The organism is Nocardia sp. NPDC057455 (genome assembly GCF_042802775.1).
Lineage (GTDB): Bacteria > Actinomycetota > Actinomycetes > Mycobacteriales > Mycobacteriaceae > Nocardia.
The window spans coordinates 1-26,463 of the sequence record NZ_JBHVDM010000014.1; the positions used below are offsets into that span (position 1 = coordinate 1).

At 65.6% G+C, this 26,463-nt stretch carries 28 protein-coding genes and 2 pseudogenes; 18 read left to right on the top strand and 12 right to left on the bottom strand.

Annotation, left to right across the window (positions count from 1 at the left end; genetic code table 11):
* Window positions 1–476 precede the first annotated feature (476 nt).
* Genes rbsD through ACFU5M_RS08100 form a run of 5 tightly spaced genes read right to left on the bottom strand, consistent with a single transcriptional unit; the run spans window position 477 to window position 4,567 of the window.
* A complete protein-coding gene (gene rbsD, locus ACFU5M_RS08080) occupies window positions 477–863 on the bottom strand; it encodes a D-ribose pyranase (protein ID WP_379045704.1) in 387 nt (128 codons plus the stop codon).
* A gap of 24 nt (window positions 864–887) precedes the next feature.
* Window positions 888–1,832: a ribokinase gene (locus ACFU5M_RS08085; protein ID WP_379045707.1), complete on the bottom strand. Its 945-nt coding sequence runs from the start codon at window positions 1,830–1,832 to the stop codon at window positions 888–890.
* A complete protein-coding gene (locus ACFU5M_RS08090) occupies window positions 1,829–2,599 on the bottom strand; it encodes an ATP-binding cassette domain-containing protein (protein WP_379045710.1) in 771 nt (256 codons plus the stop codon). Before ACFU5M_RS08090 ends, ACFU5M_RS08085 begins: the two co-directional genes overlap by 4 nt.
* Before the next feature lie 7 nt (window positions 2,600–2,606).
* Entirely contained in the window at window positions 2,607–3,575 is a 969-nt protein-coding gene (locus tag ACFU5M_RS08095; RefSeq protein ID WP_379045713.1) for an ABC transporter permease, read from the bottom strand.
* Window positions 3,572–4,567: a substrate-binding domain-containing protein gene (locus tag ACFU5M_RS08100; RefSeq protein ID WP_379045716.1), complete on the bottom strand. Its 996-nt coding sequence runs from the start codon at window positions 4,565–4,567 to the stop codon at window positions 3,572–3,574. Before ACFU5M_RS08100 ends, ACFU5M_RS08095 begins: the two co-directional genes overlap by 4 nt.
* A gap of 166 nt (window positions 4,568–4,733) precedes the next feature.
* On the opposite strand from ACFU5M_RS08100, the gene ACFU5M_RS08105 reads away from it, so the two are divergent.
* The 4 genes from ACFU5M_RS08105 to ACFU5M_RS08120 all read left to right on the top strand — a co-directional run bounded on the left by ACFU5M_RS08105 (window position 4,734) and on the right by ACFU5M_RS08120 (window position 7,816).
* On the top strand, window positions 4,734–5,738 hold the full coding sequence (locus tag ACFU5M_RS08105) for a LacI family DNA-binding transcriptional regulator (protein WP_379045719.1): 1,005 nt from the start codon (window positions 4,734–4,736) through the stop codon (window positions 5,736–5,738).
* A gap of 7 nt (window positions 5,739–5,745) precedes the next feature.
* Window positions 5,746–5,877: a hypothetical protein gene (locus ACFU5M_RS08110; protein ID WP_379045722.1), complete on the top strand. Its 132-nt coding sequence runs from the start codon at window positions 5,746–5,748 to the stop codon at window positions 5,875–5,877.
* Window positions 5,878–6,371: 494 nt separating this feature from the next.
* Window positions 6,372–7,361 carry a hypothetical protein gene (locus ACFU5M_RS08115; RefSeq protein WP_379045725.1) on the top strand — a complete coding sequence of 330 codons (990 nt, stop codon included), beginning with the start codon at window positions 6,372–6,374 and terminating at the stop codon, window positions 7,359–7,361.
* Between the two features lie 50 nt (window positions 7,362–7,411).
* On the top strand, window positions 7,412–7,816 hold the full coding sequence (locus ACFU5M_RS08120; RefSeq protein WP_379045728.1) for a hypothetical protein: 405 nt from the start codon (window positions 7,412–7,414) through the stop codon (window positions 7,814–7,816).
* Here ACFU5M_RS08120 and ACFU5M_RS08125 read toward each other — a convergent pair.
* Window positions 7,813–8,253 (bottom strand): GNAT family N-acetyltransferase, encoded by a 441-nt coding sequence (locus ACFU5M_RS08125; RefSeq protein ID WP_379045731.1) that lies wholly within the window; start codon window positions 8,251–8,253, stop codon window positions 7,813–7,815. The genes ACFU5M_RS08120 and ACFU5M_RS08125 overlap by 4 nt on opposite strands.
* Before the next feature lie 255 nt (window positions 8,254–8,508).
* Between ACFU5M_RS08125 and ACFU5M_RS08130 the strand changes: the two are divergent.
* The 4 genes and pseudogenes from ACFU5M_RS08130 to ACFU5M_RS08145 form a co-directional block, all read left to right on the top strand.
* Window positions 8,509–8,703 (top strand): annotated as a pseudogene (locus tag ACFU5M_RS08130) (tyrosine-type recombinase/integrase); the annotation flags it as partial.
* Entirely contained in the window at window positions 8,700–9,038 is a 339-nt protein-coding gene (locus ACFU5M_RS08135) for a helix-turn-helix domain-containing protein (protein ID WP_379045734.1), read from the top strand. The pseudogene ACFU5M_RS08130 and the gene ACFU5M_RS08135, both read left to right, overlap by 4 nt.
* A 465-nt stretch (window positions 9,039–9,503) precedes the next feature.
* Window positions 9,504–9,995, top strand: a complete 492-nt coding sequence (locus tag ACFU5M_RS08140) for a hypothetical protein (RefSeq protein ID WP_379045737.1) — start codon at window positions 9,504–9,506, stop codon at window positions 9,993–9,995.
* Between the two features lie 266 nt (window positions 9,996–10,261).
* Entirely contained in the window at window positions 10,262–10,510 is a 249-nt protein-coding gene (locus tag ACFU5M_RS08145; RefSeq protein ID WP_379045740.1) for a hypothetical protein, read from the top strand.
* A 4-nt stretch (window positions 10,511–10,514) separates the two neighbouring features.
* Here ACFU5M_RS08145 and ACFU5M_RS08150 read toward each other — a convergent pair whose 3' ends face one another.
* Window positions 10,515–11,285, bottom strand: coding sequence for a TetR/AcrR family transcriptional regulator (locus ACFU5M_RS08150; RefSeq protein ID WP_379045743.1), 771 nt, complete (start codon window positions 11,283–11,285; stop codon window positions 10,515–10,517).
* 56 nt (window positions 11,286–11,341) lie between these two features.
* On the opposite strand from ACFU5M_RS08150, the gene ACFU5M_RS08155 reads away from it, so the two are divergent.
* Complete coding sequence (locus ACFU5M_RS08155) at window positions 11,342–12,478, top strand: FAD-dependent oxidoreductase (protein WP_379045745.1); 1,137 nt, start codon at window positions 11,342–11,344, stop codon at window positions 12,476–12,478.
* A gap of 86 nt (window positions 12,479–12,564) precedes the next feature.
* On the opposite strand, the gene ACFU5M_RS08160 is transcribed toward ACFU5M_RS08155, so the two are convergent.
* The 5 genes and pseudogenes from ACFU5M_RS08160 to ACFU5M_RS08180 all read right to left on the bottom strand — a co-directional run bounded on the left by ACFU5M_RS08160 (window position 12,565) and on the right by ACFU5M_RS08180 (window position 17,233).
* On the bottom strand, window positions 12,565–12,732 hold the full coding sequence (locus tag ACFU5M_RS08160; RefSeq protein ID WP_379046008.1) for a hypothetical protein: 168 nt from the start codon (window positions 12,730–12,732) through the stop codon (window positions 12,565–12,567).
* 16 nt (window positions 12,733–12,748) lie between these two features.
* Window positions 12,749–13,536 (bottom strand): annotated as a pseudogene (locus tag ACFU5M_RS08165) (DUF4158 domain-containing protein); the annotation flags it as partial.
* A gap of 521 nt (window positions 13,537–14,057) precedes the next feature.
* On the bottom strand, window positions 14,058–14,573 hold the full coding sequence (locus tag ACFU5M_RS08170) for a CAP family protein (protein ID WP_379045748.1): 516 nt from the start codon (window positions 14,571–14,573) through the stop codon (window positions 14,058–14,060).
* A gap of 237 nt (window positions 14,574–14,810) precedes the next feature.
* Window positions 14,811–16,307: a carboxylesterase/lipase family protein gene (locus tag ACFU5M_RS08175; protein WP_379045990.1), complete on the bottom strand. Its 1,497-nt coding sequence runs from the start codon at window positions 16,305–16,307 to the stop codon at window positions 14,811–14,813.
* A 251-nt stretch (window positions 16,308–16,558) separates the two neighbouring features.
* On the bottom strand, window positions 16,559–17,233 hold the full coding sequence (locus tag ACFU5M_RS08180; RefSeq protein ID WP_379045751.1) for a hypothetical protein: 675 nt from the start codon (window positions 17,231–17,233) through the stop codon (window positions 16,559–16,561).
* A gap of 338 nt (window positions 17,234–17,571) precedes the next feature.
* Here ACFU5M_RS08180 and ACFU5M_RS08185 point away from each other — a divergent pair, with 338 nt between their 5' ends.
* From ACFU5M_RS08185 to ACFU5M_RS08225, 9 genes are all read left to right on the top strand, one after another.
* Complete coding sequence (locus tag ACFU5M_RS08185; RefSeq protein WP_379045754.1) at window positions 17,572–18,762, top strand: lipase family protein; 1,191 nt, start codon at window positions 17,572–17,574, stop codon at window positions 18,760–18,762.
* Window positions 18,763–18,872: 110 nt separating this feature from the next.
* Window positions 18,873–19,673 carry a diiron oxygenase gene (locus ACFU5M_RS08190; RefSeq protein WP_379045993.1) on the top strand — a complete coding sequence of 267 codons (801 nt, stop codon included), beginning with the start codon at window positions 18,873–18,875 and terminating at the stop codon, window positions 19,671–19,673.
* Between the two features lie 10 nt (window positions 19,674–19,683).
* Window positions 19,684–21,120 carry an FAD-dependent oxidoreductase gene (locus ACFU5M_RS08195; RefSeq protein WP_379045757.1) on the top strand — a complete coding sequence of 479 codons (1,437 nt, stop codon included), beginning with the start codon at window positions 19,684–19,686 and terminating at the stop codon, window positions 21,118–21,120.
* A complete protein-coding gene (locus ACFU5M_RS08200; RefSeq protein WP_379045760.1) occupies window positions 21,101–21,691 on the top strand; it encodes a QsdR family transcriptional regulator in 591 nt (196 codons plus the stop codon). Before ACFU5M_RS08195 ends, ACFU5M_RS08200 begins: the two co-directional genes overlap by 20 nt.
* A 123-nt stretch (window positions 21,692–21,814) precedes the next feature.
* The gene (locus tag ACFU5M_RS08205) at window positions 21,815–23,065 is read left to right on the top strand and encodes an acyl-CoA dehydrogenase family protein (protein WP_379045763.1); all 1,251 of its coding nucleotides are present in this window, start codon (window positions 21,815–21,817) and stop codon (window positions 23,063–23,065) included.
* Complete coding sequence (locus ACFU5M_RS08210) at window positions 23,062–23,871, top strand: enoyl-CoA hydratase-related protein (RefSeq protein ID WP_379045766.1); 810 nt, start codon at window positions 23,062–23,064, stop codon at window positions 23,869–23,871. Before ACFU5M_RS08205 ends, ACFU5M_RS08210 begins: the two co-directional genes overlap by 4 nt.
* Window positions 23,872–23,891: 20 nt before the next feature.
* Window positions 23,892–24,692 (top strand): SDR family oxidoreductase, encoded by an 801-nt coding sequence (locus ACFU5M_RS08215; protein WP_379045769.1) that lies wholly within the window; start codon window positions 23,892–23,894, stop codon window positions 24,690–24,692.
* Window positions 24,689–25,378 carry an HAD family hydrolase gene (locus ACFU5M_RS08220; RefSeq protein ID WP_379045772.1) on the top strand — a complete coding sequence of 230 codons (690 nt, stop codon included), beginning with the start codon at window positions 24,689–24,691 and terminating at the stop codon, window positions 25,376–25,378. Before ACFU5M_RS08215 ends, ACFU5M_RS08220 begins: the two co-directional genes overlap by 4 nt.
* Before the next feature lie 24 nt (window positions 25,379–25,402).
* Window positions 25,403–26,443 (top strand): phosphotransferase family protein, encoded by a 1,041-nt coding sequence (locus ACFU5M_RS08225; RefSeq protein WP_379045775.1) that lies wholly within the window; start codon window positions 25,403–25,405, stop codon window positions 26,441–26,443.
* Window positions 26,444–26,463 lie beyond the last annotated feature (20 nt).

Here is a 26,463-nt window from a genome sequence, read left to right on the forward strand (position 1 = left end):
CCTTAACCCGTATTTCTGGCGCGGAACACTAGTCGTGGCGGCCGACTGCCGAGGCCGACGCTGAACCTCGTCGACTGATCTGTTCTCGCCGAACTGCCCGCCGCAGTCGACCGCCACGTCCTGCGCCGTTGAAGCGCTTTCGCGCTGTACCGGTTCGAAGCTTGCGTGCCACCGAGTGCGGGGCCTGGCATCAGTTCATGCGGCGGTGTGGTCGACTCGGCGGTGACGCGGTCCACGAGTTTCTTGGCTTCGGGGCTGTCGCGATGAGTCCATCCGAAACAGAGAGGAGAAAGCGGTGACGCGAATTCACACGCCGTGTCCGCGTCGGGGACAGAAGATCCCGGACCGGTAGCTGCGGATACGAGTCCAGACGATCCACCACACATGCGGGCGAATCACCTGCCTGTCCGGGACCTGTCGTCGTCGCCCCGCCGACGGGGGCAGATACGTTTCTCCTTACGTCGGTGCGGATGACGCTACAGCCAGGGCACCCCGGCCCGCAGCAACACATTTGCGTACGGCCGGGCCTCGCCGGTGCGCACCACGAACCGGCTGGCTCCGATGCGCTGTTTGAAGTCGTCGTGGTCGATCAACTCGGCGTTGAGGCCGCTGAGCAGGGCAGCGGCCTCCGGATTAGTGTCCGCGACGTCGCGGCTGCCCCAGGCGGCTTCGACAGTTACCTCTCCCAGGATCAGCTCGAGGATCGGCTCGAACCGGGGGAGTCCGTAACTGATGCCCAGGTCGATGACCGGCACGCCGACGGGTGACGGCAGGCCGGAGTCGCTGACGGCGAAGAGGTCGGTATGGCGCAGCGCCGTGAGTGCGGCGAGCAATTCGGCGTGAATGAGTCCGCTGGTGCGCAAAGTTCGATTCCTTGTCGAAGAGGGTCAGTCGAGGGGCTGGGCTATGGGGATGGCCGCGAGCGCCGTGACGATCTGGCTCCCGGTGGGGTAGGAGGCGTGGGTTCCCGGTGTCTGGACGGCGAGCGCACCGGCCGCGGTGGCGTAGGCCACGGCGCCACCGAGCGGCATTCCATCGGCGAGTGCGGCGGCCAGCGCGCCGACGAAGGCATCGCCCGCACCGGTGGAATCCACCGAATTGACTTGTGGCGCAGCCTGATAACCACCAGAAACCGGCGCCGTCGCATCGCAGCGGTGCGCCCACACCGACCCGGCGGCCCCCAATGTGGCGACGACGGACTCCACCCCCCGCAGGCACAGCGTACGGGCCAGGTGGAATGCCTGCTCGGGTGTCCGCGCGGTGGTTCCTGTCAGCGCTGACAGCTCGGATTCGTTGACGATCAGCGGATGGCAGCGGCGCAGCAGCTCATCCGACAGCGCCGTCGCCGGAGCGGCATTGAGGACGAACCTGCGCGCCCGCCGCGCGGCCCATTCGACCACGTTCGGCGGCACTTCCAACTGTGCGACGACGACTTCGGCCGACCGCAGCAAGTGGGCCTCGGCCATGGTGTCGAGTTCGGATTCGGATTCCCAGCCGAAGTTGGCACCGGGATCGACCACGATCTGGTTCTCGCCGTCGGCGACGGTGATATAGGCGGTTCCGGTCCGCGCGTCCTGCACCTCGCGCAGTGCGCTGAGCTCGACACCGTACTCGTGCAACGCTTTCCGAAGTCCGGGATCGGCATCACGGCCGATTCTGGCAATGAATTCGACCCGGCCGCCCGCTCGTGCCGCCGCTACGGCCTGGTTGGAACCCTTGCCACCCAGGTTGGTTCGCGAGCGCAGTGCCAGCACTGTTTCGCCGGGCCGCGGCAGCTGTTGCACCTCACAGACGATGTCCTGGTTGACCGAGCCGAGGACGACAACCGTCACGACTCGGCTCCGTCCGGGGTGATCTCCAGATTGCCGGGTGCGGCACCGGTGATCAATGCGACCAGCCGGTCACCGTCCACTTCGGCGATCCGATGTGCCGCAACGGATCTGCCGCGCCGCAGGACCACGACATTGTCGCAGATCCGCATGACCTGTGCCAGATCGTGGCTGATGATCAATACGGTGATCCCCCGCTCGCGCAGGCCGCGCACCAACTTCTCGACCGCGGCGGTCTCCCGTACGCCCAGCGCTGCGGTCGGCTCGTCCATGATCACCATGGATTTGCCCCAGGCCACCGCGCGGGCGATGGCGATGCTCTGGCGTTGTCCGCCGCTCATCCGGCGGACGGTGGTGCGCACCGAGGGCACATCGACATCCAGATCGCGCAGGATCTCGCCGCTGCGGGCGATCATCGCCCTGCGGTTGACGATGCCGAGCGGATATATCAGCTCGCGGTTGAGGAAAAGATTCTGCCATACGGCCAGATCGTCGATGAGTGCGAGATCCTGATACACGGTCTCGATGCCCATCTTGCGGGCGTCCTCCGGTGAGCGCAGGCGCACCGGTTCGCCCTTGAACAGGATCTGCCCGGTATCCGGTGTCTGCACGCCGGTCAGGCAGCGCACCAATGTCGACTTGCCCGCGCCGTTATCGCCGACCAGCGCGGTGACCTCACCCTCCGGGATCGTCAGCGAGACCCCGGCCAGCGCACGCACCGAGTCGAAGGACTTGGTGAGCTCGCGCGCCTCCAGCAATGGAATCGTCATGTTCGGTCTACTTTCGGAAGCGGGCGATCCCGGCGGCCAGCAGCAGCACCGCGCCGACGGCGACGGGCTGGTAATACTGCGAGATGCCGAGAATGGTGAACCCGTTGATCAGCGAGGTGAACAGCACCGCACCGCATACGGTGCCGAGCACCGACGCCTTGCCGCCGGACAGCGACGAACCGCCGAGCACCACCGCGGCGATCGAACTCAGCAGGTAGGTGGTCTGTAGCGACGGATCCGCACCGCCGTTGCGAGCAACCAGCATGACACCGGCTATGCCGCACAGCAATCCGGACATGGCGTAGGCGAACAGCCGGATCCGGTCCACCGAAATGCCGGTGTCGCGCGCGGCCTCCAGACGTCCGCCGGTAGCGAGCAAGTGGGTGCCGATCCGGGTGCGGAAGATGATGCCCGCCACGACCAGTGCGGCGACCAGTGCCAGCAGCCAGAACCAGCGCACCGGTCCGATGCCGTCGAGTGCGAGCCGTTGCAGGAAATGGGAACTCACGGCCTCGGTATTGCCGTGCGTCAGCAGCAGGGTGATGCCGTTGAGCACGCTCAGCATGCCGAGTGTGACGACGAAATCGGTCATATGCAGTCGGCCGACCAGCACACCGTTGACGATGCCCACCGCCAGTCCGGCGAGGATCGCCGCCCCGATGGCGACCGTCATCGGGTAGCCATGGCTGGCCAGATACCCGAGAACGGCTGCCGCCCATGGCAGATTGGCACCGACCGACAGATCGATGCCGCCGACGGTGATCGCGAACTGCTGACCGAGCGCGAGCACAGTGAGGATGGTCGATGCGACGAGCAGATCGCCGATATTGTCCGCCGTGAGGAAGTTCGGGGTGGCGATGAAGAACGCCGCCCACAGCACGACCAGGGCAAGCGGTGCCGCGAATTCGGCGACCTTGGCGAGGATCCCCGTGTGCCCCTCACGCGCGCGGAGGTTTTCGGATGCCTCTGCGGTCACTTGTTCAACAGCCCTTCCACCGGGTTGTCGAAGGAGACGATCGGACGCGGGAACGCCGCGATCTGCTGGTCGACATTGTCCTTGCCGATGAAGGCGATGGGGGAGACCACGCGCTCGGGCAGCTTCTTGCCCTGGTGTTCGGCCAGGCAGCTCTGCACCGCGAGTTGTCCTTCGGCATACGGGTATTGGGTCACCGTGCCGGTCAGGGTGCCCGCCTTGACGGCGTCGAGGGCGGCTTGGATGCCGTCGACGGAGATCACCTTGATCTGGCCGGTCCGGCCTGCGTTCTTGATGGCCTGTGCCGCGCCGAGGCCCATCGTGTCATTGGCTGAGAAAATGCCCGTGATATCCGGGTGTGCCTTCAGGATCGCTTCGGTGACCTGTAGGCCCTTGTCCTGTTCGTAGTCGGCGGGCGCCTTCTGCACGATCTCCAGCTTGCCCGCGACGGCATCGGTGAAGCCCTGGTCGCGGTTGATGCCGTTCTGCTCGCCCGCGATGCCCTGCAGGACGGCGACCTTGCCGGTGCCGCCGAGCGCCTCGAGCATCTTCTGCCCGGCGATGCGGCCCGCATCGAGATTGTCCGAGCCGATGAAGCTCGCATACGACACCCCGGCCTGCGCGGAGGCCTTCGCATCGATCTGGGTGTCGAGATCGAGAATCGGAATGTTCTTGCGCGCCACCGGCGTGAGCGGGGTGATCACATTCGTGGCATTGACCGGCACCACGCCGAAGCAGTCGTAGCCCTGCGCGGCCAGAGTGGAGATCTGGGCGTTCTCACCGTCGGCGTCGGTCTCGGACTGTCCGGCCTGCACCGTGACCTTCACCCCGAGCCTCTGTCCCTCAGCGATGGCACCGTCACGCAATGCCGCCCAGTAGGGGTTGGTGAAGTTCCGGGTAACGATCGCGATCTTGAAATCGCCATCGCTCCCGTCCTGTCCACCGCGACCGCAGGCAGCGGCGGCAAGCGCGCCGATGAGGACAAGCGGCACCATTGCGCGCCTGAATCGAGCATCCATCGTCAGTTCGACCTATCCATCTCAGGTATCAACTCGTGTTGATCAACGCGAGTTGATGAGTAGTGTGTGACCCGAGTCACCGGCTGTCAAGTCACTCGCGCGGAGTGCTTGGATGGGCGGTCAGAGCAAGGAGCGATTTCCGATGGCAGTCACACGAGCCGACGTGGCACGGCTGGCCGGTACGTCACCGGCGCTGGTGAGCTATGTGCTCAACGGCGGACCGCGGCAGGTCGCGCCCGCGACCAAGGCCCGGATCGAAGCGGCCATCGCCGAACTCGGCTACCGGCCCAATATGTCCGCGCGCAGCCTGCGCATGAACCGAGGACATGCGCTGGGCATGGTAATTCCGGACGGCGCCAACCCGTTCTTCGCCGAACTGTCCGCAGTGATCGAGGCGGCTGCCTTCGCGCGGGGATATCCGCTTTTCGTCGGCAATGCCGCCGGTGACGAAGATCGCGAACGCGCCTATGTGCGCACCTTCATAGATCGCAGAGTCGAAGGGCTGCTGGCGATTTCGTCGTCCTGGAAGACCGGGATCGCCGACGCCTGTGAGGAGGCCGGCATGGTGTTGGTGGCACTGGACCGCGTCATCGATCCGGCGCGTTGCGCGCACGTCATGTGCGATTCGGTCGCAGGTGCGGAACAAGCCGTCGCCCATCTCATCGGACACGGCCACCGCGAAATCGCCTGCCTGAGCGGCCCGCACGTGTCCACTGCCGAGGACCGCGTGCAGGGCTACCGAAATGCTCTGGCGGCAGCAGGACTCGCCGAAGGGCGTATCGTGCGCACGGATTTCGGCGGTGCTGCGGGCTACCGCGCATTGGCCGACCTCATGGCCGATTCGCGCCGCCCCACAGCGATTTTCGTGACCAGCGACCTGCAGGCAATGGGTATGCTTCGCGCCGCCTACGATGCCGGGCTGCGAGTCCCCGACGACCTCGCGGTGGTCGCCTTCGATGGAATCGAATACTCCCGCTACACCCGCCCGGGCCTGACCACGATGGCCCAGCCCACCCGTCGCATGGGCGAGACAGCGATTGATCTGCTGTTACGACAGCTCGACGAACACATGCCCCGCCCCGGAGTGGTAAATCTCGAAGCAGTACTTCACACCCGGGGTTCATGCGGTTGTCCCGACGAATTCTGAGCTACTGGTGGTCGCCCCGTTCCTCGGCCAAGCCGCCGCCGCCGGACAGCGCGAAGTGGTGGCGTTGGCGCAGCGGTTGATCACCGCCCGGCGGCCTGGCCGTCCGAGCGCGGACTGCGGATCGGCTGCCAGCGGCTGAACTCTGTCGAGCTGTCGCTCCAGGTCGACGACGCTCATCGCAAATGGTCCATCCGGCAGGGGCGGCACACCCCGGTTGCGAGGCTGCCGAGCGCAGAATTCACTGGGTTGCTCGCCGGATACAGGCGCCGAGGTGAACCCTTGCCGATGCTTCCCGAGCATTGGGTCCGGCGGCGGATCGCGCAGGGCTGGTCACCGCAGGATCCGCTGCTGCCGATCGCGCTGGGAGTCTTGGCGCGGCAAGCAGGGTTCACACAGTTCCAGACCGACTGGCTGCCACCTCTGCGCGTCCGCCTCGAGGCAACCCTGGATCAGGTCGGCGCCGAGCGGCAGTTCGCCCGAAATGCCGCCGCGGTCGAGCGGGCCGACAACGGCGACCAGACTTCGTGGACGGTTCCGCTCGATCGTGAACAGGCGCGAGCCGTTGTCGGAATCGTTCGCACCGGCGCGATCACGCTCTTGGCGGCCTTGTCTGGAATGAGGTCCAGTGAGTTGATGAAACTCGAAGTCGGCTGCTGTCGACCACCGGAAAATTGCGGGCCGGACCTCGTGCGATATCGGTTGGCCAGTCGCGTGGTCAAAGGCCAGAAACTTGGCGGAGTCCCGGATGAATGGGTGGTCATCGAACCCGCCTACCGGGCCGCCCAACTGCTTGAGCGACTGCACGAGGACCCCGAGCCAGGCGCGCCCCTGCTGGGCAGGTTCGCCTTCGACGTCCGCCTGACCTGGCTGCGCAACTGGGTCAATGGATCCGCCGGCCAGCGGCTCGGCCTTGCCCCGATCCCCGACAGCCCAGTGAGCCTGCGCGCCCTGCGCCGCACTCTGGCCATCGAGCTGGCCTACCGGCCAGGCGGGATGCTGGCCGCAAAGTGGCACCTCAAACACATTGCCGTCGCCACGACCGAAGGATACGTGTCCAAACCCGGTGGGGCACAAGCGGAATTGCTCGCCGAGGTGAACAAGCACGAAGCCGACCGCAACGTGGAGCTGGTCTGGACCGAGTTCCGCAACTACCAGCAAGGCATCATGCCCGCCGGGCCCGGCGCTCGCGAGCTGACCGAATTCTTCGCCCACGTCGACGGCCAGATCACGGACCCGACCGCGCCGAAAATCCAAGCCAGCGACCGGGAAATCCTCAATCTGCTCACCAAACGCGCCCGCATCCTGCACCTGGGAACCGCGAACTATTGCTGGTTCAGTGACCCATCCCGGGCGCTCTGCCTCAAACTAGCCGGCACCCCGCACGCGGACCGGCCCCTGGCGGGCATGTGTGACTCGGCACGCTGCCCGCAAGCCACCCACCACCAGCACCACCGGCCCGTCTGGGCCGAACACGCCGAACAGACCAAGACGTTCCTCGGCGCCATCGGCACGACCCGCCGCACCGATAGGACCCGTCTGCAAGCCGACTACGACCGGGCCAGACGTGTCATCGACGCCATCGACGCCGCCGCCATCTCCGACACGACCACGGACGACGCATGAGAATCAGTGCCACACAACGCATCCAGAACGAGAACCGCATTCGCGCCGCCATGGACCGGCTGCTACACGGGGAGATTCCACCCGGCGGAGGCTGCGATATCAAGACCCTCGCACTCGAAGCCGGAGTCGACCGAACAGCCTTCTACGGCACCCGGCCCTACGCACACCTACGCGCGGAGTTCGAGCACCGGATTCAGCAACTGCAGCACGATGGAGAAACCCCGGACCCGAGAGCCGCGCAGATCCAACGGCTGAAAGTCGAGGCCGATAAGCTCAGAGACCGCCTTGCACAGGCGAATTCGACAATCGAGGAACTCACCGCCTTCCGCACCCACGCTCTCTCGAGACTCGCGGCGCAACACGAAGAGATCCAGCGGCTTCGCACGGTCGCCGATCCGAAAACAAACGTCACCCACCTGCCGCCGACGCGGCAGAAATTGATCGGACCGTGCTAACCGACCGCGGCGTCGCGGCGACATCCGGGCTCGGCCGCGTCGAGTTGCCACCAATAGCCTGCATCGTCATGAAGCGAGGGTTCCCCACCGGTGGCTTCATACAGAGCCTTCGCAGCAGCGTTGTCCTCATCGGTGAACAACCACATCCTGCGGTGGCCCTCCGCTACCGCCAGATCGCGGAACGCCGTCAGCAGTGCACGTCCGACGCCCTGCTTCCGGAATCGCTCGACGACACCGATCTCATACAACTGCACCTGGGAATAGCCACCGACATGACGTTGCCGCATTCCCCACACCCATCCAATGACCTCGCTGCCCTCCAAGGCGACGAAGGTGATCGTCGCTGGATCCTGCAAGAACGGCGCGTGGTCTTGGACCACAACACCACGGAACCTCCGCACCGCAGCATCGATCAATCCATGATCTCGGTCGGTCAATTGGCGAACAAGCACACCCCATACTCAACCACCCGGCGGACACACGTCGAACGGTCCTCAGGGACCTCCCAACAGGAAGCCCATACGATGCCGATCGGTGAGCCAGTCCCATCTCGTCGAGGCGTGACCTCGGTCACTTCGCCAGGGCTGCAATGCAACACGCGCCGTCATCGGAGTGGCAAAAGCAGCCCACTGCCGCCTTGCTGCTCAATCGCCACATGCACCCGACCGCACACGGCCACTGCGGAGACAAGCAGGCCGTATGTGACGCATCTGATCGAGGACGGCTGGGATCCGCGGTTCGTGCAGGAACAGGTCGGCCACGAGCACGCTTCCACGACTTCGATCTACACCTGCGTGTCCTCGGATTTCCGCACTCGCACCTTGCGCCGGCAGCTCGACGCCAGTATCGCCGCAGCCCTGGACTCCCGGAAGGGGACGAACGCATGAAACGAACCGTCGGCTACACCTGGCGCCTGCGCGAACTGATGGCCACCCGCGGCAAATTCAACGCCACCGAACTTGTCCCGCTGCTACACGAACGCGGCATCAACCTGTCCGCCTCCCAAGTTCACCGCCTGGTTTCGGGAACTCCGGAACGGCTTTCCCTGCAAGTTCTTTCGGCGCTCTGCGACATTCTCGGATGCACCCCGGCCGACCTGGTCACCACTACGGCCGAGAACGCCGGGGTCAGCCGCACCGCCACCGACGTCCTGCCCGGTCCGGTCCCGGCCAACGTCGCGAAGCTGCGGCCACGCGCCGCCCGGATCCTGCCAGACACATGAGCCCGGCCTACCGGACCGCGGAACAATACGAGCGCTGGCACAAGGCACACTGCGCTCGCTGCGGCCGGTTCGGCTGCTTCGCCGTGACTTGGCCCGACGGGAAGGTCTGCCGCACCTGCCACGACCGGGCACTGAGAGTCCGCGGACGTTGTCCCGGCTGCGGCGACAACCGGCCACTGCCGGGACTGCGTCCGGTCGACCACGCACCGGTCTGCGCTGACTGCGCCGGATTCGCTGTCTCCTACCACTGTTCGCGCTGCGGGCACGAAGGCAAACTCCACGGCCGCCGCCTCTGCACACTCTGCACCTTCGCCGACGAACTCACCGACCTACTCAGCGACGACACCGGCCGGGTCCGAACCGAACTCGCACCGCTCGCCGCGCACCTGCTGACGATGAGCTCGCCGCTGTCCGGATTGTGCTGGCTCAAAACACCGCAAGGGCCGCGACCGCGCGCCCGCGGATTTGCTGGCCGAGCTCGGCCGCGGCGAGATCGAACTGACCCACGAGGCATTCCACACCCTTCAGCCCTGGCGCGCCGCCGCGCACCTAGAGGAGCTGCTGAATGGCCTGCAGCATCCTGCCCCCGGTCGACCAACAGATCTGCGCGTTCGAACGCTGGACGATCAGACACCTGGCCACCATCGCCGATCCAGAGCATGCCCGCTTGATCAAGCGGTTCGTCGCCTGGGACGTGGCGCCCCGGCTGCGGGCACGAGCCGAACGCAATCCACTCACCGTCAGCAGCCGCCGGGGCATCTGCGCCCAGACACCCAGGCGACAAGGCTTCTCGGCTGGCTCGCCGAACGCGAGCTTACCCTGACCGACGGCGGGCAAGCCGACATCGATGCCTGGCATGTCGAACACCCTGCCCATGCCCGCAACTCGATCCGCGGGTTTCTGCTTTGGTGCATCGCCAACAAGCTCACCCGCGATTCCGGCTTCCCACCGTCGTGATCGGCCCGGCAACACCGCTGCCGCAGCAGTAGCGGATCGACCTGCTCGGTCGGCTACTCACCGAGCCTGACCAGCCGCTGCGGTCCCGTGTCGCGGCGGCGATCGTGCTGCTCTACGCCCAACCCCTCAGCCGGGTCGTCCGGCTCACCCTCAATGACGTGATCGAGGACAGCGGCACTGTCCGGCTGCGACTTGGCGACCCACCGTAACCGGTCCCCGGGCCGGTCGCCGAGCTGCTGATGTCCTGGGCCGAGCAGCGAACCAACATGAATACCGCCACCAACCGCGAATCCAGCTGGTTGTTCCCGGGGCGCCGCGCCGGTCAACCGATCCACCCCGAAACCCTTGGAGCACTGATCAAAGCTCTCGGCGTTCCCAGCACCGCTGGCCGTGTCGGCGCGCTGCACCAGCATGTCCTCGAACTGCCCGCGCCTGTCGCCGCCGACGCCCTCGGCTACCACCACAAACAACTACCCGCGCCGCTGCCCACGCTGCGGCCGAGTTGTCGCGGGTAGTAGATCACGTCTGAGCCTCGGCGGGCAGCGCCGCTCCTGGTTTATCGGATGCCGGGGAGGGCCCGAGCCCGAGGTGGCTTGCGAGGATGGCTATCTGGTCGGCGAATCGTTCGAGGAATTCGGGTGAGCGCGGGTCGGTGTTGCAGACGCCTTCGATGATATGCGGCAGCGTGGTGGGTGCCATCGCCGCGGCCATCAGCATGATCACCAGGCAAGCAGGGTCGACATCGCCGGGCAGACGACCGGCCTGCTGCAGGTTGCGCAGCCCGTCGATGCTGTCGGCGAACAGTTCGGTGCCCGAGGATGATTCGGCTCCGGCATCGCGATTCTCGCCGTATTCGAGCCCGTTCCAGGCCAGCAGGCGCACCCCGTCCGGATTGTGCAACGTCTCCAGCGCATAGCGGCGCAATTGCTCGGACAACGGCGCATCCGGCGCGACCAGCGCACCCTGACGCTGCTGCCACTGTTGCGTAATCGCTTGATACAGGCCTTGTTTGCCGTCGAAGTAGTAGGAGATCAGCTGCACGTTCACCCCGGCGCGCGCGGCGATCGCTCCGATCCGGGCACCGGCATACCCGTGTGCACCGAACTCGGCCATCGCCGCGTCCAGGATCAGCGCGCGTGTGCGTTCGGGATCGCGCTGCCGCTCCTGCGGCGCGGGCGACCGGCGGGGCTTGGATGCAGACATGCCACCGATCATACAACCATCGAGCACTATCAAATAGATCTTTGTCAGTTTCAAATGAATGATTGACAACAGCTGGATGGCTGGCACACCATGAAGTTTCGAACCCGGTCGACAGGCGGCCGCACTCAGCAAGGGAAGTCGAAATGTCGTACAGCACAAGAGTGCTCATCGCCGGTGGTGGTGTCGGAGGCCTGACACTGGCGCAGGCGCTGCACCACGGCGGAGTCGACGTGGCCGTCTACGAGCAGGACCCGACGCCGCGCACGCGTAACCAGGGCTATCGCATCCACATCGACCCGACCGGCAATGCCGCCCTGGGCGACTGCCTCACACCGCAGGTGCTTGATCTGCTGCGCCGCACCAGCGGACGCAACGGCGACCTGGTGACCACGTTCACCACCGGGCTGCAGCGAGTGTTCGCGCAGGAATTTCCCGACATCTCCCACACTCAGCTCACCGCGGTCGATCGCAACACCTTCCGCCAGGGGCTGCTCACCGGCCTCGACGAGATCGTCGAGTTCGGGCGCACGGTATCGGGCTATCAGGTGCTCGACACCGGCCGGGTCAGGGTCGAGTTCGCCGACGGCAGCAGCGACGAGGGCGATCTGCTGATCGGCGCGGACGGTGTCGCATCGGCCATCCGCCGCCAACTGCTGCCCGACGCTGTGGTCGACGACTTCGGGCTGCGCTGCATCTACGGCCGGATGACCCTCACCGACCGGTTGTCGCCCGAGGAATTCGAGCGCGGACTGTGCTGGGTATCCGGCGACAGCACCTGCGGTGCCGGATTCGGCACTGTCCGCTTCCGCACCCCCACCGACGAACGGCCCGACTATCTGATGGTCACCCTCGTCGCGACCCCACACCGTCTCGGCGTCACCGACGACGCGTTGTTCGGCATGTCGTCGGAACAGTTGTGGAAACTCTCGGCCGACATCATCGCCGACTGGCACCCCGTGATCGGCGAGATCTACGCCCGCTCCGATTCCGATACGTTCTTCCCGATCACCTTCCGCATCAGCGGGCAGATGCCGACTTGGGAGCCCGGCACGGTTACCCTGCTCGGCGACGCGATCCACACCATGCCGCCCACCGCTGGCGCGGGCGCGAACACCGCCCTGGCCGACGCCGCCACCCTGGCCGGCGAAGTCCTCTCCGCCGCAAGGGGTGAAAAAGCACTGACCGAAGCCGTCGCCGCGTATCAGGCGGTCATGCTGCCCCGCGGCCGCCAGGCCATCGACAACTCCCGGCACATGGCCGCCCGCATGTTCACCGACTGAGCACAATCACGGCCAGCCGGTGAAGCGTCTGTGCGGCGCTCCCCGGCCCGCCGCGGTCCGGATCGCGCCGGGGATACGACTGCGGATCAGAACAGGGTGTCGCACACACGTAGGGGCCGGTAGCCGGTGGGCCCGAGGGCGGCGAGTTCGGCGTCGGTGTCGACCTCGATCGCGCCGAAGAAGTCGATGTTCTCGCTGTGCGCCGGGCTGATATGCGCCAGCTCGCCGACCGCCTCGTACAGCTCGTCGGTCACCGCGGTCAACCCTCGACTGACGCAGGTAGCTGTAGGAGGAATCCAGAGCCGCCAGATGCCCGTGATCACGAGGAAGGCGCGGCTTGGCCTGGGCCAGCGCCGCGAGCAGACGCTCCCAGCCGATCTTCTCCCCGCGGATCAGCGCACCGATCTCCTCATCGGCCACCGCCGGGTCGGTGACGATCGCCAGCAGATCATCGAGCAAACTCTGGCGGTCCTCCCCGGAGCGGCCGCGCTCGGCGGCACCGAACTTCGCCGAGATCGCCTGATCGAACAACGCGACCACTTCATCGAGCACATCGGTGCCCGACTGCGCGAGCACGGTGAGCAGGATCGGATACCGGCGCTGCGGATCGCGACGCTCCAACGCCTGCGGGGTCAGTCGGCGGCCCATGGTTGCCAGGAACCGGCGCCGCTCGGCGGGCAGCACCGACATATCCAGGCGATCAGCGCCCAGCCCCAGCCCAGGTACCGGGCGGCCAACCGCAGATGCTCGGTACGGGTCTGGGCACGCCGACCGTAGGAACCGATCTCGACCGGATCGGCCTTCAACTGTTCGGACAGCCGCGCCACCGCGACCGACGGGGCGTTCACCACGCGGTCGGGCACGAACCCCAGCCACGGCAGCGTGCGCAGCGCGACCGCGATCCCGAGCCGATCACCAGTGCCGCGACCGCGACCGGGATAGATGAACGCGGCATCAGCCGGGCTCAGCGTGAAGTACCGGAACAACTCTTCGCGGCTGATCTCCGGAAATCCCCGCAGACGTTCGAGTTCCTCGTCTGCGAACACCCGCGTCGCCACGGACTCTCACCCTCCAGCGCGCCGATCCCCATCATCGGCAAACCAAACACCAACCAGCCCGAGCCGCACGCCGAACGTGGAAAATACCTACCCGCAAGCCATTACGCCACATCCGTTGTTTTTCGCGCGGTTACTACCGGGACCCCTCTTCGCCCGAAGCCCCTGCTGCGGCCAACTCATCGGCACGGCGCAGCTTCCGCACGATCTCTTCCGCGGAATGCCGTTTCCGTCCTGCCATGGTTCTCAGTGTCCCTTCTGGCCCCTCACCAGGGCCAACAGGACTCTAAATCCAGGTGGTCTCATTCACCGGGGGCCAGGCCACGTGCAGTGTGCCCTCGGGAACCGGTCCGGTGGCGATCGTTACTTGGGTGACACCGCGCCACGAACTGGTGCCGCTGCGGCGCGGGGATTGAAGGCGAGATCCGCCGTTCTTCGCCGCGGGGCGGGGAACACCGCTGTCCTCCCGGTATGGCGATTCCCAGCCCGAGCGCGCCGTCCCCCTGTGCCGTTCCTCCTGTGGTTCACTCGTGGGGGCCTACGTTCTGCTGGAACTGCCCTTGCTGATTACCGGGTGGGGTGTATCGGGCGACGAAGAACCTTGCCGGGAACCCCGGGAAGATGGTGTCTGCCGGACAGTCGGCGACAGCTGCGGTGACCTGCGTAGTGGACTTCCATACGACCTGGGTGAAATGGCCGGCTCCGATGGAAAACGTCGGGTTGTTGTAGTTGTACTGGGATGCTTCCTGCATCCACGCCGCCACTGCGTCATTGATGCTGGCGTTCGAATCTGTTACGGCATAGATGTTTTCGCCGTATCGACCCTGCGGGTCCGAGTGCTGGAACTTGCAGGCCTTCGCCCATGCCACCGTATCGGCGTACAGAGCGGGGTCCCACGTCAGCTCGGGCGCGCCGTACTGCGTCCGCGCTTGATTGTGGGATGCGAGGACCAGGTCGCTCCAGACATCCGCGTGAGCCGGACCGGCCCCCGACATCACCCCGACAAGGAGGGCCGCAACCGCTGTCCATGACAATTTCATGGAAATCCTTTCTGTTCGAAACCCGCGGCGTCAGCGATGTTCCGACCCGCGGGAACCATCATGTGGACAGGACGCGTGATCCGAGCCGCCATTGCCGGCGCCGACAAGCTGTCGCAATGGAGCACCGGCAGCCCCGGTCCGCTTTCGCAGCCGTTGAGGTGGCACGTGGCGTCGGCGGTCTTGGGGAGGACCACGGTCGGTGCCGAGGAGTGGTAACGCTGAAGACGGGCAGCGAGGTCACGGTGTCGCGCGGGATTCACGCAGGGCGCGCAGTTCGTCACTCCGTGGATCGGCCACGTCATGTGACTGTGGTGAGTCGAAGGTGTGTACGAGCTTGGTGGCGGGATCGAAACGCGGCCAGCCGGGGTCGCCGCGGTGGGCGAAGCCAACCCATGCGCGGTGCATCTCGTCGGCCAGTTCCTGGGGTGGATTCGGGCCGGTCAGCGTATGCGCGTTCGGGAGTTGGTCGAAGACGAAGGGGATCTCGAGAGCATGACATGCGCCCAGGCCGTCGATGCCTGATCGCCAGGCGAATTCGTAAAGGTAAGTGGAACTGCCCGCGGCGGAGCTGGTTTCGGCGATGCGGACGGTATCGTTGCGGAAGGCCAGGTCGGTCAGTACGGCGGCGAAGACGTCGGCGGCCGACGCTTGCGGCCGGTTGGCACGATACGCCGCGGTGATTTGTGGGTCGATGCCAGAGCGCGACAGGATTGTCGGCAATGTGTCGTTGCTGATGCCGAGGGCTGCTCCGGTCGGAACGGTGAACAAGCGGAACTCCTCGGCATTCCAGCCCGCTAATGTCGGCACGACTCGATCCGGTTCGGTGACAAGCGTTCGAAGTGGTGGGGCAGGAATCAGCTCGCCGTCGATGACGGGCAGGAAGGCCATGAGTCCTAGGCCGTTGACAACGATCGAGTTCCCCCATCGCGCGGGATCTGGATCGGTCATGAGGTCACCGTCGATCGCGTCCTGTGCCGCGCAGAGCTGCTTCATGTCGACGCCACCGAATTCCGCTGGAGTCGGAGCGATTCCGAGCTCGGCCGCCACCAGTTTCGTGACTTTGTCGGCATCCTCGGCGGACGCAACCGCGGAGCCGTTGGCGCTTTGCACGATCGCGCGCCGGAACAGGCCGCGAGCTGGTGGCGAGGCAAGTAGCGTCATCACGCTCATCCCGCCTGCCGACTCCCCGAAGACCGTGACGTTGCCCGGATCGCCACCGAAGGCGGCGATGTTGTCCTGGATCCAGCGCAACGCGAGGATTTGATCGTGCAGGCCGCGATTGAGCGGCGCACCCGGCACAGCGGCGAAGCCCATAATGCCGAGTCGGTAGTTCAGCGAGACCAGGACCACGCCATCGCGGGCGAAGGCGCTGCCGTCGTACAGCGCCCGCGCGTTGGAGCCACGGGTGAAGCTGCCCCCGTGAATCCAGACCAGCACCGGCAGCCCGCGCCCACCGGGATCGGGCGTCCATACGTTCAGATGCAAACAGTCGTCGCCTGGAGCGCATTGGCTGCCCAGCAGCGCCGCGATCGCTGGCGGAAAGGGTGTTTGCGCGCAGTCGGGTCCGTGCTCGACGGTGTCGCGTACCCCTGACCACTTCGGCGCAGGCTTGGGCAGCTCGAATCGCGCCGGCCCGATCGGTGCTGCCGCATAGGGGATACCGAGGAATGTGCCGATATTCTGCCGGGTGGAGCCGCGTATTTTCCCGCTGGCTATCGAAACAATTGTCTCCACATCAATCTCTCTCTCGTGATCCGCCGGGAACACTGCGAACGGCAGCGCCTGCGAGACGCTGGGAACCCGAACCGGCGTGGCCTACGACCGTGCCTATGTAGACAGGCCGGTAACGGTCGAGCACCTTCGGCGCAGCCGTGACTTCGTGGTCGCGACGGAGCGGATCGAACCGCTTTGCGTGCGGCCGAATCCAGGCGTGACATCTCTGGTCCGGGTCGCCGACCCGTCCTGATCGAGCAGGGCGGCAGTGCTCAGGTGTTGACGGTGGTGAAGTATTCGAGGAAGGCGGGGATCGCTACAGGGGCCGCGGCGTGGAGGACGCCCGTGACTGCTCCCGTGGGCGCGAAGGAAGCCGCACCGATCAGGCATCCGACGACGGGGCCGGCGCCGAGCATCATGGCCAGCGGGGCGGTCACGACCGCGCCGGCGAATCCGCCCAGCAGACATCCGATGACGCCCGCGCCGGCGGCGCCGATGATTCCTCCGATGCCGACCCCCTTGGCGATGGCCGAGCCGACACGCGCCAGGGCGTCCTGTTCACGTTCGGAAGAGGCTTGGCTTGCGGCCGGTTGCATGATCGGTCGGTAGTGTGCGCGAGCGAGGTCCAGGCTCGGGGTCAACCGGGCGGTGTTGCCGGTGACCGCGACATCGATGGGAAAAGCGATGTCGTCGACATGGAGCTCCAGGGGCACTCCGGCCAGCAGTTGCCCCGAGGTGGTGCGGATCTGGAATGTACCGCTGTCCATGATCAACTCACCGCCGTCGTCGACCGTGATCACCGCGCTGTCACCGTCGATCGACGCGGTGTAATGCACCTGGGGGCTTCGATCGGCCACCGCGGGTTCGGCGCCGGCGGTCGTTGCGGTGACCGTGCCGGCCGCGACCAAAGCCGCCGCTGTCAGCAATGCACGATTCTTGAAGTCCATGATGTTCTCTTTCGGTACTTCGCAGCGGAGAGCCGCGGGTATGCGGTGGGAAGCGCGCGACGGATGAGTTGAGTTGAATCTGACGTCGGGTTCGTATACCTATATGCCCTTCGCCGACGTGAGTCAAGGGGGTCTCGCGGCTCGGGTGGGCCGCGGCCCGCTGAGGATGAATCCCAAGCGCGGCTCAATACCACTCATCGTTATAAAAATCAAGGATTGTGAAACATACCAGTCAAGTGTTTCATGATGTGTATTCCGTCGCGAACGAGGCGTTCCGCGCATCTTCAGGCCGTTGCGGGATCGAACCTTCTGCCGCACAACAAGTTTCGAGGAGAACAATGAAGTCCATCCTCCCCTGGACGCGAAAGCCGCTCGAGCAACGGTTGATCTCCGCCGTGTTCACAGCCGTACTGGTGACCAGCCCGCTGGTCGGCGCAGGCGTCGCCCGAGCCGAAGATCCCGGTGTTGCGAGCTCGCCCGGAGATGTGGTTCATGTCGAGACGTCCACGTTCGATCTCGTCCCCGGGATACCCGCCCCGGTCGACGGATGGAAGATTCTCTACCGCTCGACCGATGCGCTCGGTAACCCGAATGTCGTTTCCGGCAGAATCTTCATCCCGAGAGACGGGCACGTGGGGACGCGGCCGCTGGTGACCTACGCCGTCGGGACGGTCGGAATGGGCGATCAGTGCGCGCCCTCGGCCACGGGTGGTCCGCGGGAGATCCGCGGCATCCTGGAGAAAGGCTGGGCGGTCGTGGTCACCGACTACCAAGGACTGGCAACTCCCGGTGACCACACCTACCTCGTCGGACGCGCCGAGGGTACAGCGGTCCTGGATGCCGCTCGCGCGGCCGAGCGATTGCCCGAAGCCAACGCGCGGGGTGTCGGCGCGGAATCTCCGGTGGGAATTGTCGGATATTCACAAGGCGGTCACGCCGGCTCCTGGGCCGCCGAGCTGTCCGATGACTACGCGCCGGAACTGCGGATCAAGGCGCTGGCCGTCGGTGGCGTCCCTGCCGACACCCTCACCGACGCCGTGAAGCAACACGGCAAGCTTGCCAATCCGGCCGCGTATTTCATGATCGCGATAGGGCACGACGCGGCTTATCCCGAACTGCGGCTCGACTCCTATCTGACCGACGAGGGGCGCAGCTTCGCGCAAAAGATCCGGACCGGCTGCGTCGTGGACAACCTCATCGCCGGCCAGGGCAAATCGCTGAACCAAATGGTGACCCGCGATCCGCTCGATACGCCCGAGTGGCAGGCGCGCCTAGCAGAAGACCGCTTGGGCACCCGACCGCTTGGTTACCCGGTCTATTTGTTCCACGGGGTCAACGATGACATCGTCTCTTACGAATTCGGTTCGCACCTTCGTTCCGATTGGTGCCGCCTGGGCAATGCGGTGGAATGGCATGCCCTTCCGATGGCCGACCACATCGCCGCGGCCGCGCTCGGTGGGAACGCGGCAGTGGATTGGCTGGGGCGCAGGCTGGCAGGCCAACCGGCGCCGGGAAACTGCGCGAGCTGACACCGTCAGCGCGAGCGGGAAGAGCTGCCATGGCTTTACATGAACAATCCGCGCCGGTGTACGAAAATCTTCTCCGGTCGGCGCAACGCCTCTCGTTCGATCTGCGACGAATCGACCTCGAGGACACCGATCACGATCGCCACGGCATGACTCCCGAGTGGTCTCCGCTTTTCGGTACGCCGACCTGGACGCGCATGTCCGAAGCCGCCAGGAGGGAACTGACGAGATGCGAGGTAGCCCACTATCTGGGCGTGGCGATCTGGCTCGAAGTCGCGCTGCAAATCGTCTTGCTGCGCCGGAACCACAGCGCCGATCCGACTCGGCCGGATGTGAAATTCCTGTTCAACGAGTGTGCTGATGAGAATCTGCACTCGCTCATGTTCGCCGATGCGATCGACCGGCTCGAGGCAGGACACTATCGCCTGGATCGCTCACTGATCTTCACCGGTTGGTTGTTCCGGAACTTCGCGTGGGGTGAGATCGCCTACGCGATCGTGCTGGCCGGCGAGGAGATGTTCGATGTCATGCAGCGAGACTGGATGGCTGACGACAGGGTCGCGGAGACGGTGCGTCGCACCTCCTACGTGCATGTGGTCGAGGAATCGCGGCATATGGCGTTCGCGCGCCAGAGAATTCGAGACCACCTGACGGGCATATCACGGACGCGACGCTGTCTCAGCACGATACTGATCGCGGTCGGCACGCACCTCATCGCCAAAGGCCTGATCAACCGGCGGATATACCGTGGCCTCGGCATGGAATGGCGGTCGGTCAGAGCGGAAATCGGCGGCAATGAACATCACCGAATGATGTACCGGCGCGCCGCGGCGTCGCTGGTGGCCTTTTTGGACGAAGAAGATCTGCTGAACGGATTCGCGCGATGGATCTATCGCAAGTCGAACCTTCTCTGAACGGATAGCCATGACCCACGTCATCCTCGGGCACTGCTGCAAAGATGCTTCCTGCGTCCACGTGTGCCCCCAGAACTGCATCCGGCCGACACCGGAAGACCCGGAATTCGACATCGTCGAACACCTCTACATCGACCCGGCCACCTGCATCGACTGCTCGGCATGCGTCCAAGCCTGCCCTGCGGGAGCCATTCGAGCGGACAGCGAACTCACCGATTCGCAGCGTCTCTACGCGCGGCGTACTCGCGATTTCTTCGCCGACATTCCGGTGGCCCGGTCGCGCGTCCCGAGACCTCTCGGCCTGCCGCAGGCGTTCCCACGGGCCGACGGACCGTTGCGGGTCGCCGTCGTCGGCGGCGGAGCCGCTGCCATGTATACGGTGCGCGAGCTGCTGCAACGATCGAGCTCGATTCGGATCACCGTGTTCGAACAGCACACCGAGGTCGGAGGGCTGTTGTGCACGGCGGTGTCCTCGGAGCACCGCGGTATCCGGAATATGATCCGACTCTTCGATGTCCCGTTCTCCGACGACAGGGTGGAGACACGGACGAATGTCCGCGTAGGTGTCGAGGTGTCGATCGCCGCTCTGCGACGGGAGTTCGATGTGGTCGTCCTGGCTTTCGGCGCCTCCAGTCCGCGGGCGGTCGGAATATCACCGATATCCGGGACGCATCAGGCCATCACCGTTCTGTCGGCAGCGAACAGCGCTGTGCGGCGAGGCATGGCCGCACGGCTGCTCCACGGCCCGACGGCCTTGATCGTGGGCGGCGGCAACGTGGCGTTGGATGTCGCGGCGGCGATCGCCAAGCGGCACATCGTCACCCGTGCCGGGGAGCCGATCACACAGGCGATCGTGGTCGCTCGATCACCGGTCCAGCGCCCGTCGTTCACATTCTCGGCTGTGCACGAACTGACCGAACTCGACATCGACTTGAGCATCGCCCTCGACGGGGCGCCACCCGACATCGGCTCTGCCGATCCCGTGCAGCGGTTGTTCGCCGAGCTGGCCGGCAATCCGAGGCCGAGGACGCGTTCCCGGAAAATGGCGGTCACGCTGTGGTTCGGAAACGAGGTCACGTCGCTGCGTGCGGTCGACGGTCGCGTCCAGCTGAAAACCGCCGAACAGCGAACATTCGTCGCTGATTCCGTCATCCACGCGACAGGTTTCACCTCCACCCCGATGGCCGGTGTTCCGTTCACCGACGCAGGGGTCGTATCGAACCGCCGCGGCAGAGTCGTCTCCTCGGACACCGGTGCGCCGATCGCCGGGCTGTACGTGGTGGGCTGGGCCAAGCGCGGCGCCCGCGGAGGTGTCGGCGACAACCGTCGGTGTGCTGTCGAAACGGTCGAGCGGATCGTCGCCGACCAGAAGGGAATCGGTAGGAGCGACATCGGTCAGGCGCCGACATCGGCATACGGTATGGGACATGCCGGTGGCCAAAGATGACATAGTTCAGCGCGCGGTCGCGTCCATGGTGGCGGGACAACGTCTCGATCTCAGCACGCTGGCGACCGAGTTGCATATTTCCCGAGCCACGCTGTTCCGCCGGGCCGGCAACCGCGATCAAATCCTGAGTGCGGCGTTGTGGTGGCTGGCTGAGCGAAGTCTGGCCGCATCGGCCGAACGTTGGCGGCACGCCTGGGGGGAGCGGGTGCGCGATCGTGACGGTGTACTGCGCAGCGTGTGGATCATGACCGATCACGCGGCTCGTGCCGGTAGGGATCCGGCGCTGCAGAAGTTGCTGGCCGAGGAGCCGGTGACCGCTATTCGGGCGCTGACCGATCCGATGGGTGCGATGCAGCCGAGGATGGTCACCGCGGTACGGACGTTGCTGGAGCGAGACGTCGCCACCGGCGGATTGCGTCCGCTGGTAGATCTGGACACTCTCGCATACGGGGTGGTCAGGTTGGGCGAGTCGATTCTCTACGCCGACATCGTCGCCGGTCGCCGGGCGAGCGTGGCCGCGGCCTCGACGCTGGTCACCGCGCTGGTCGACGGGGCGCTACAGGCGGGCTGAGCACAGCGAAGGGCCTTGCGAGAGACCTTTGCCCAATTTATTGAACCTGACCTCATGTTCAAGTAGACCGAGATCCAATAATTCACAGGCCGGGTCCGGCCGTTTGCTCGATAAGGGAGTTTCGTGGAGTTATTCAATTTGTCCGACCGCGCGAAGCGGTATCAGGACGATCTGCTGGCGTTCATGGACGAACGCATTTATCCGGCGGAGGCCGTGTACGAGGAACAGATCCGTGCGTCGGGAGATCCGCATCATCATCCGCTGATTCTCGAGGAGCTCAAGGCCGAGGCTCACCGACGCGGATTGTGGAACCTTTTTCATCCGAACCCGAAGTGGGGGCCGGGTCTGACGAATCTCGAATACGCCCCGCTCGCTGAGATATTGGGTCGCAGTCCGCATTTGGCTCCCGAGGCGTGCAACTGTGCCGCCCCGGATACGGGGAACATGGAGGTGCTGACGCTCTTCGGGACCGCGGAGCATCACGAGAAGTATTTGAAACCGCTGCTGGCGGGCACGATTCGTTCGGCGTTCGCGATGACCGAGCCGGCGGTGGCGAGCTCGGATGCCACGAATATCGAGCTGCGCATCGAGCGGGACGGCGACGAGTACGTGCTCAACGGCCGGAAGTGGTTCGCCTCCAACGCTATGCACAAGAACTGCGCCGTGCTGATCGTGATGGGTAAAACCGATCCCACCGGACCCGTACACCGCCAGCAGTCGATGGTCGTCGTGCCGATGGACGCCACGGGCGTCACGATCGTCCGCAGTCTTCCCGTGTTCGGCTACCTCGACCGCGAGGGACATGCCGAGATCGTGTTCCACAACGTGCGCGTACCGGCTACCGACCTGCTGGCAGGGGAGGGGGAGGGTTTCGCGATCAGCCAGGCCCGGCTGGGACCGGGCCGCATCCACCACTGCATGCGGGCGATCGGCGTGGCCGAACGGGCGCTGGAACTCATGTGCCGGCGTGCGGACGCCCGCGTCACCTTCGGCTCGCCGCTCAGCGAGCGGAGCAACATTCAGGACTGGATCGCCGAAGCGCGCGTCGAGATCGAGAAGACCCGGCTGTTGACTCTCAAGGCGGCCTGGATGATGGACACCGTCGGCAACAAGGCCGCCCGCACCGAGATCGCTGCCATCAAAGTCGCGGCACCCAGCATGGCGCTCGACATCGTCGATCGCGCAATCCAAGTCCATGGCGGAGCCGGGGTCACCGACGATGTGCCATTGGCCCGCTTCTGGGCGAGCCTGCGCACGTTGCGCCTTGCCGACGGTCCCGACGAAGTGCACAAACGCGCCATCGCCACACACGAACTGCGCAAGCACCGTGCCACCGCCCGATCCGCTTCGATCGAAGGAAAGGAACAGAGATGAGTCAGCCGGAGCGTGCTGAGACCGACCAGCCGGTGCTCGCCGAGCGGCACGGCGCCGTGCTCGTTCTCACGTTGAATCGGCCCGCGCGCCTCAATGCGTGGAACGACGAGCTGGAGCAGCGATACTTCGAACTCCTCGACGACGCCGACAGCGATCCCGAGGTGCGGTCCATCGTTGTCACCGGGAAAGGCCGCGGCTTCTGCGCCGGTGCGGATCTGGACGACCTGCACGACGCCAGCACCACGGACGACCTGCGACCGCCCGAGCGGTTGCGGCCACGGTGGTATCCGCTGACGATGCGCAAGCCGATGATCGCCGCCGTCAACGGCGCTGCGGCCGGTTTGGGCCTGGTCGAGGCGTTGTACTGCGACCTTCGTTTCACAACCCCCACGGCCAAATTCACCACGGCATTCGCGCGACGCGGTCTGATCGCCGAATATGGAATCGCCTGGCTGCTGCCGCGCCTGATCGGAACGAGCAAGGCGCTGGACCTCCTGCTGTCGGGCCGGGTGGTCAGCGGCGAGGAAGCTTACCGACTCGGCCTCGCCGATCGTGTGGTGGCCGAGGAGAACCTGGTCCAGGTTGCCGTGGACTATGCCGCCGAGCTCGCCGCCTTCAGCTCGCCGAGCTCGATGAGCGTCATCAAGGGACAGGTGTACAAGAGCCTGCACACCGAATTCGAATTCGCTGCCGTCGAGGCCGACCGGCTCATGCTCGAGTCCTTCGGCCACCCCGACGCCGCCGAAGGCGTGACGAGCTATCTACAACGGCGAGATCCCGCTTTCCAAGCATTGCGGTCGCGGTGAACACGACGGGCAGGCATGACATGAGCATCGACAAACTGAGCGGGAAGACCGCGATCGTCACCGGCGGTTCGCGGGGAATCGGATTGGCTACCGCCCGCGCGCTGGTGACGGCGGGAGCGGAAGTGATCCTCACGTCGCGGTCACAGGAGGCCGCCGAGGCAGCCGCCGAAACAATCGGCGCGGGCGCGGTGGGATTCGGCGCACACGTCGCCGACGAAGACGCTGCCCGAAGATGTATCGACTTCGCACTCGCGACCTACGGCAGCATCGATATCCTGATCAACAACGCCGGCACGAATCCGGCCTTCGGCCGACTCGTCGATCAAGACAAAGCCCGGTTCGCCAAGACCTTCGACGTCAACGTCTGGGCGCCGATCCTGTGGACGAAATTGGCTGTCGAGGCATGGATGGGCGAGCACGGGGGAGCGATCGTCAACACCGCCTCGATCGGCGGATTCCTCCACGAGGCGGGCCTCGGGTTCTACAACGCCTCCAAGGCCACCATCGTTCACCTCACCGAGCAGCTGGCGCTGGAGCTCGGCCCGCGAGTCCGAGTGAACGCGGTCGCGCCCGGTGTGGTCCGTACCCAACTGGCCAGGGCGTTGTGGGAAGAGCACGAAGCCGAGGTAGCGGGTGCCACGGCGATGGCGCGAATCGGAGAACCGGACGACATCGGCGCCGCCATCGTCTTTCTCGTCTCCGAGGCCGCGTCCTGGGTCACCGGAACGACATTGGTGGTCGACGGTGGCCAGCTACTCGGCGACGCCGGCCGGTTCCGACCCTCGGCGGTTGCCCCCGCTGATCGGAGATCGACGACATGAAGACCCGAGCCATCTTCGTCGACTTCGGCGGAGTGCTGACGACGAGCGTGTTCGAGGGATTCCGAGCATTCGCGCGAAGCATCGGTGTCGCACCTGAGCTTCCGTTCCGTCTCCTTGCTTCCGATCCACTCGTCAATTCGGCTTTCATCGAATTCGAGACCGGCCGCCTGACGGACGAGCATTTCGAAACGGTCATGGCTACCGCCCTCACCGAGCACGGCGGGACCGTCGAGGCCACGGGTTTGCTGCGGCGTATGCGAGCGGGCATCCAACCCGATGTCGCGATGATCGAGCTGATCGCCGGGATCAAGGCGGCGGGGCATCCGGTCGCGCTGGTGTCGAACTCACTGGGACGTGGTTGCTACGACGGCGTCGCTCTCGACACGCTGGTGGATGTCGCCATCGTGTCGGGCGAGGTCGGACTACGCAAGCCGTCGCGAGCGATCTACCAGCTGGCCTGCCGGAAGCTCGGCGTCGAGCCCGCGGACGTCGTCATGATCGACGATCTGCCGCACAACATCGACGGCGCCCACCTCGCCGGAATCGACGGCATCGTGCACGGCGATGCCGCCACCACCGCGGAAGAACTCGCCACCCGCTTCGGGGTGTTCCCGCAGCTGCCGCCGACCCCGAACCGGCCCACGACGATCTGGCGACGTCCCCGCTCCACCCATTGGATGCGGTGACCCGCAGCAAGAGAGAAAAACATCGTGACCGAAACTTTCACCTCACCCTCCGGTGACATCGGGGTAGATCTCGATGCCCTTCGAAAATATATGGCCGGCGAACTCCCCGAAATCGATACGAGCGAATTGCGCATCGAGCTGATCTCCGGCGGCCGCTCCAACCTCACCTATCGCCTGACCGTCGGCACTCGAAGTTGGGTACTGCGTCGCCCACCGCTGGGCCACGTGCTGGCCACCGCGCACGATATGGCTCGCGAATACCGGGTCATGTCGGCATTGGCGCCCACCGCAGTCCCGGTGCCGGAGGTCGTGCTCCTGTGTGATGACCCGCATCTCATCGGCGCACCTTTCTATCTGATGCGTGATGTCGCGGGCACCGTCTATCGCACCGGTGCCGACACCGCCGACCTCGGACCGGTACGGGCGCGCCGCATATCGTTCGCGCTCATCGACGCGCTGGCCGAACTGCACACCATCGAGCCACACGCCGTCGGCCTGGAAGGACTCGGCCACCCCGAGGGCTATCTGACCCGGCAGCTGCAACGCTGGTCCAAGCAGCTAGCCGCCTCCCGCAGCCGGGAGCTGCCCGACCTGGGCCGATTGCGCGATCGGCTGATGGGCGCGGTCCCACCCGATCGGGCCGGCGCGGTGGTGCACGGCGACTACCGGCTCGACAACACCATTGTGGCCGACGACGATTCGCTGGCCGCGATCGTGGACTGGGAGCTGTCCACGGTCGGCGACCCCTTGGCCGACCTCGGGTTGTTCGCGGCGTACTGGGATGGGCTGGCAGAGATGCCCGGCAACCCACTGGCCGGCGGGGTCAGCGCGGAGGCCGGATTCGCGTCGTCCGCGGAGCTGTTGCGCCGCTACGGCCGACGGGCCGGCGCAGACCTGTCCGACCTGTCCTGGTACCTGGCTTTCGGGTTCTTCAAGGTCGCCGCGATTCTCGAAGGGATCCACTTCCGCTACCGCCAGGGCAAGACGGTTGGCTCCGGTTTCGAGCACATCGGCGCACTGGTCGAGCCCATCGCCGCGCACGGCCTATCCGCGATCAATGACTGATAACCGCGGCGCCATCGCGT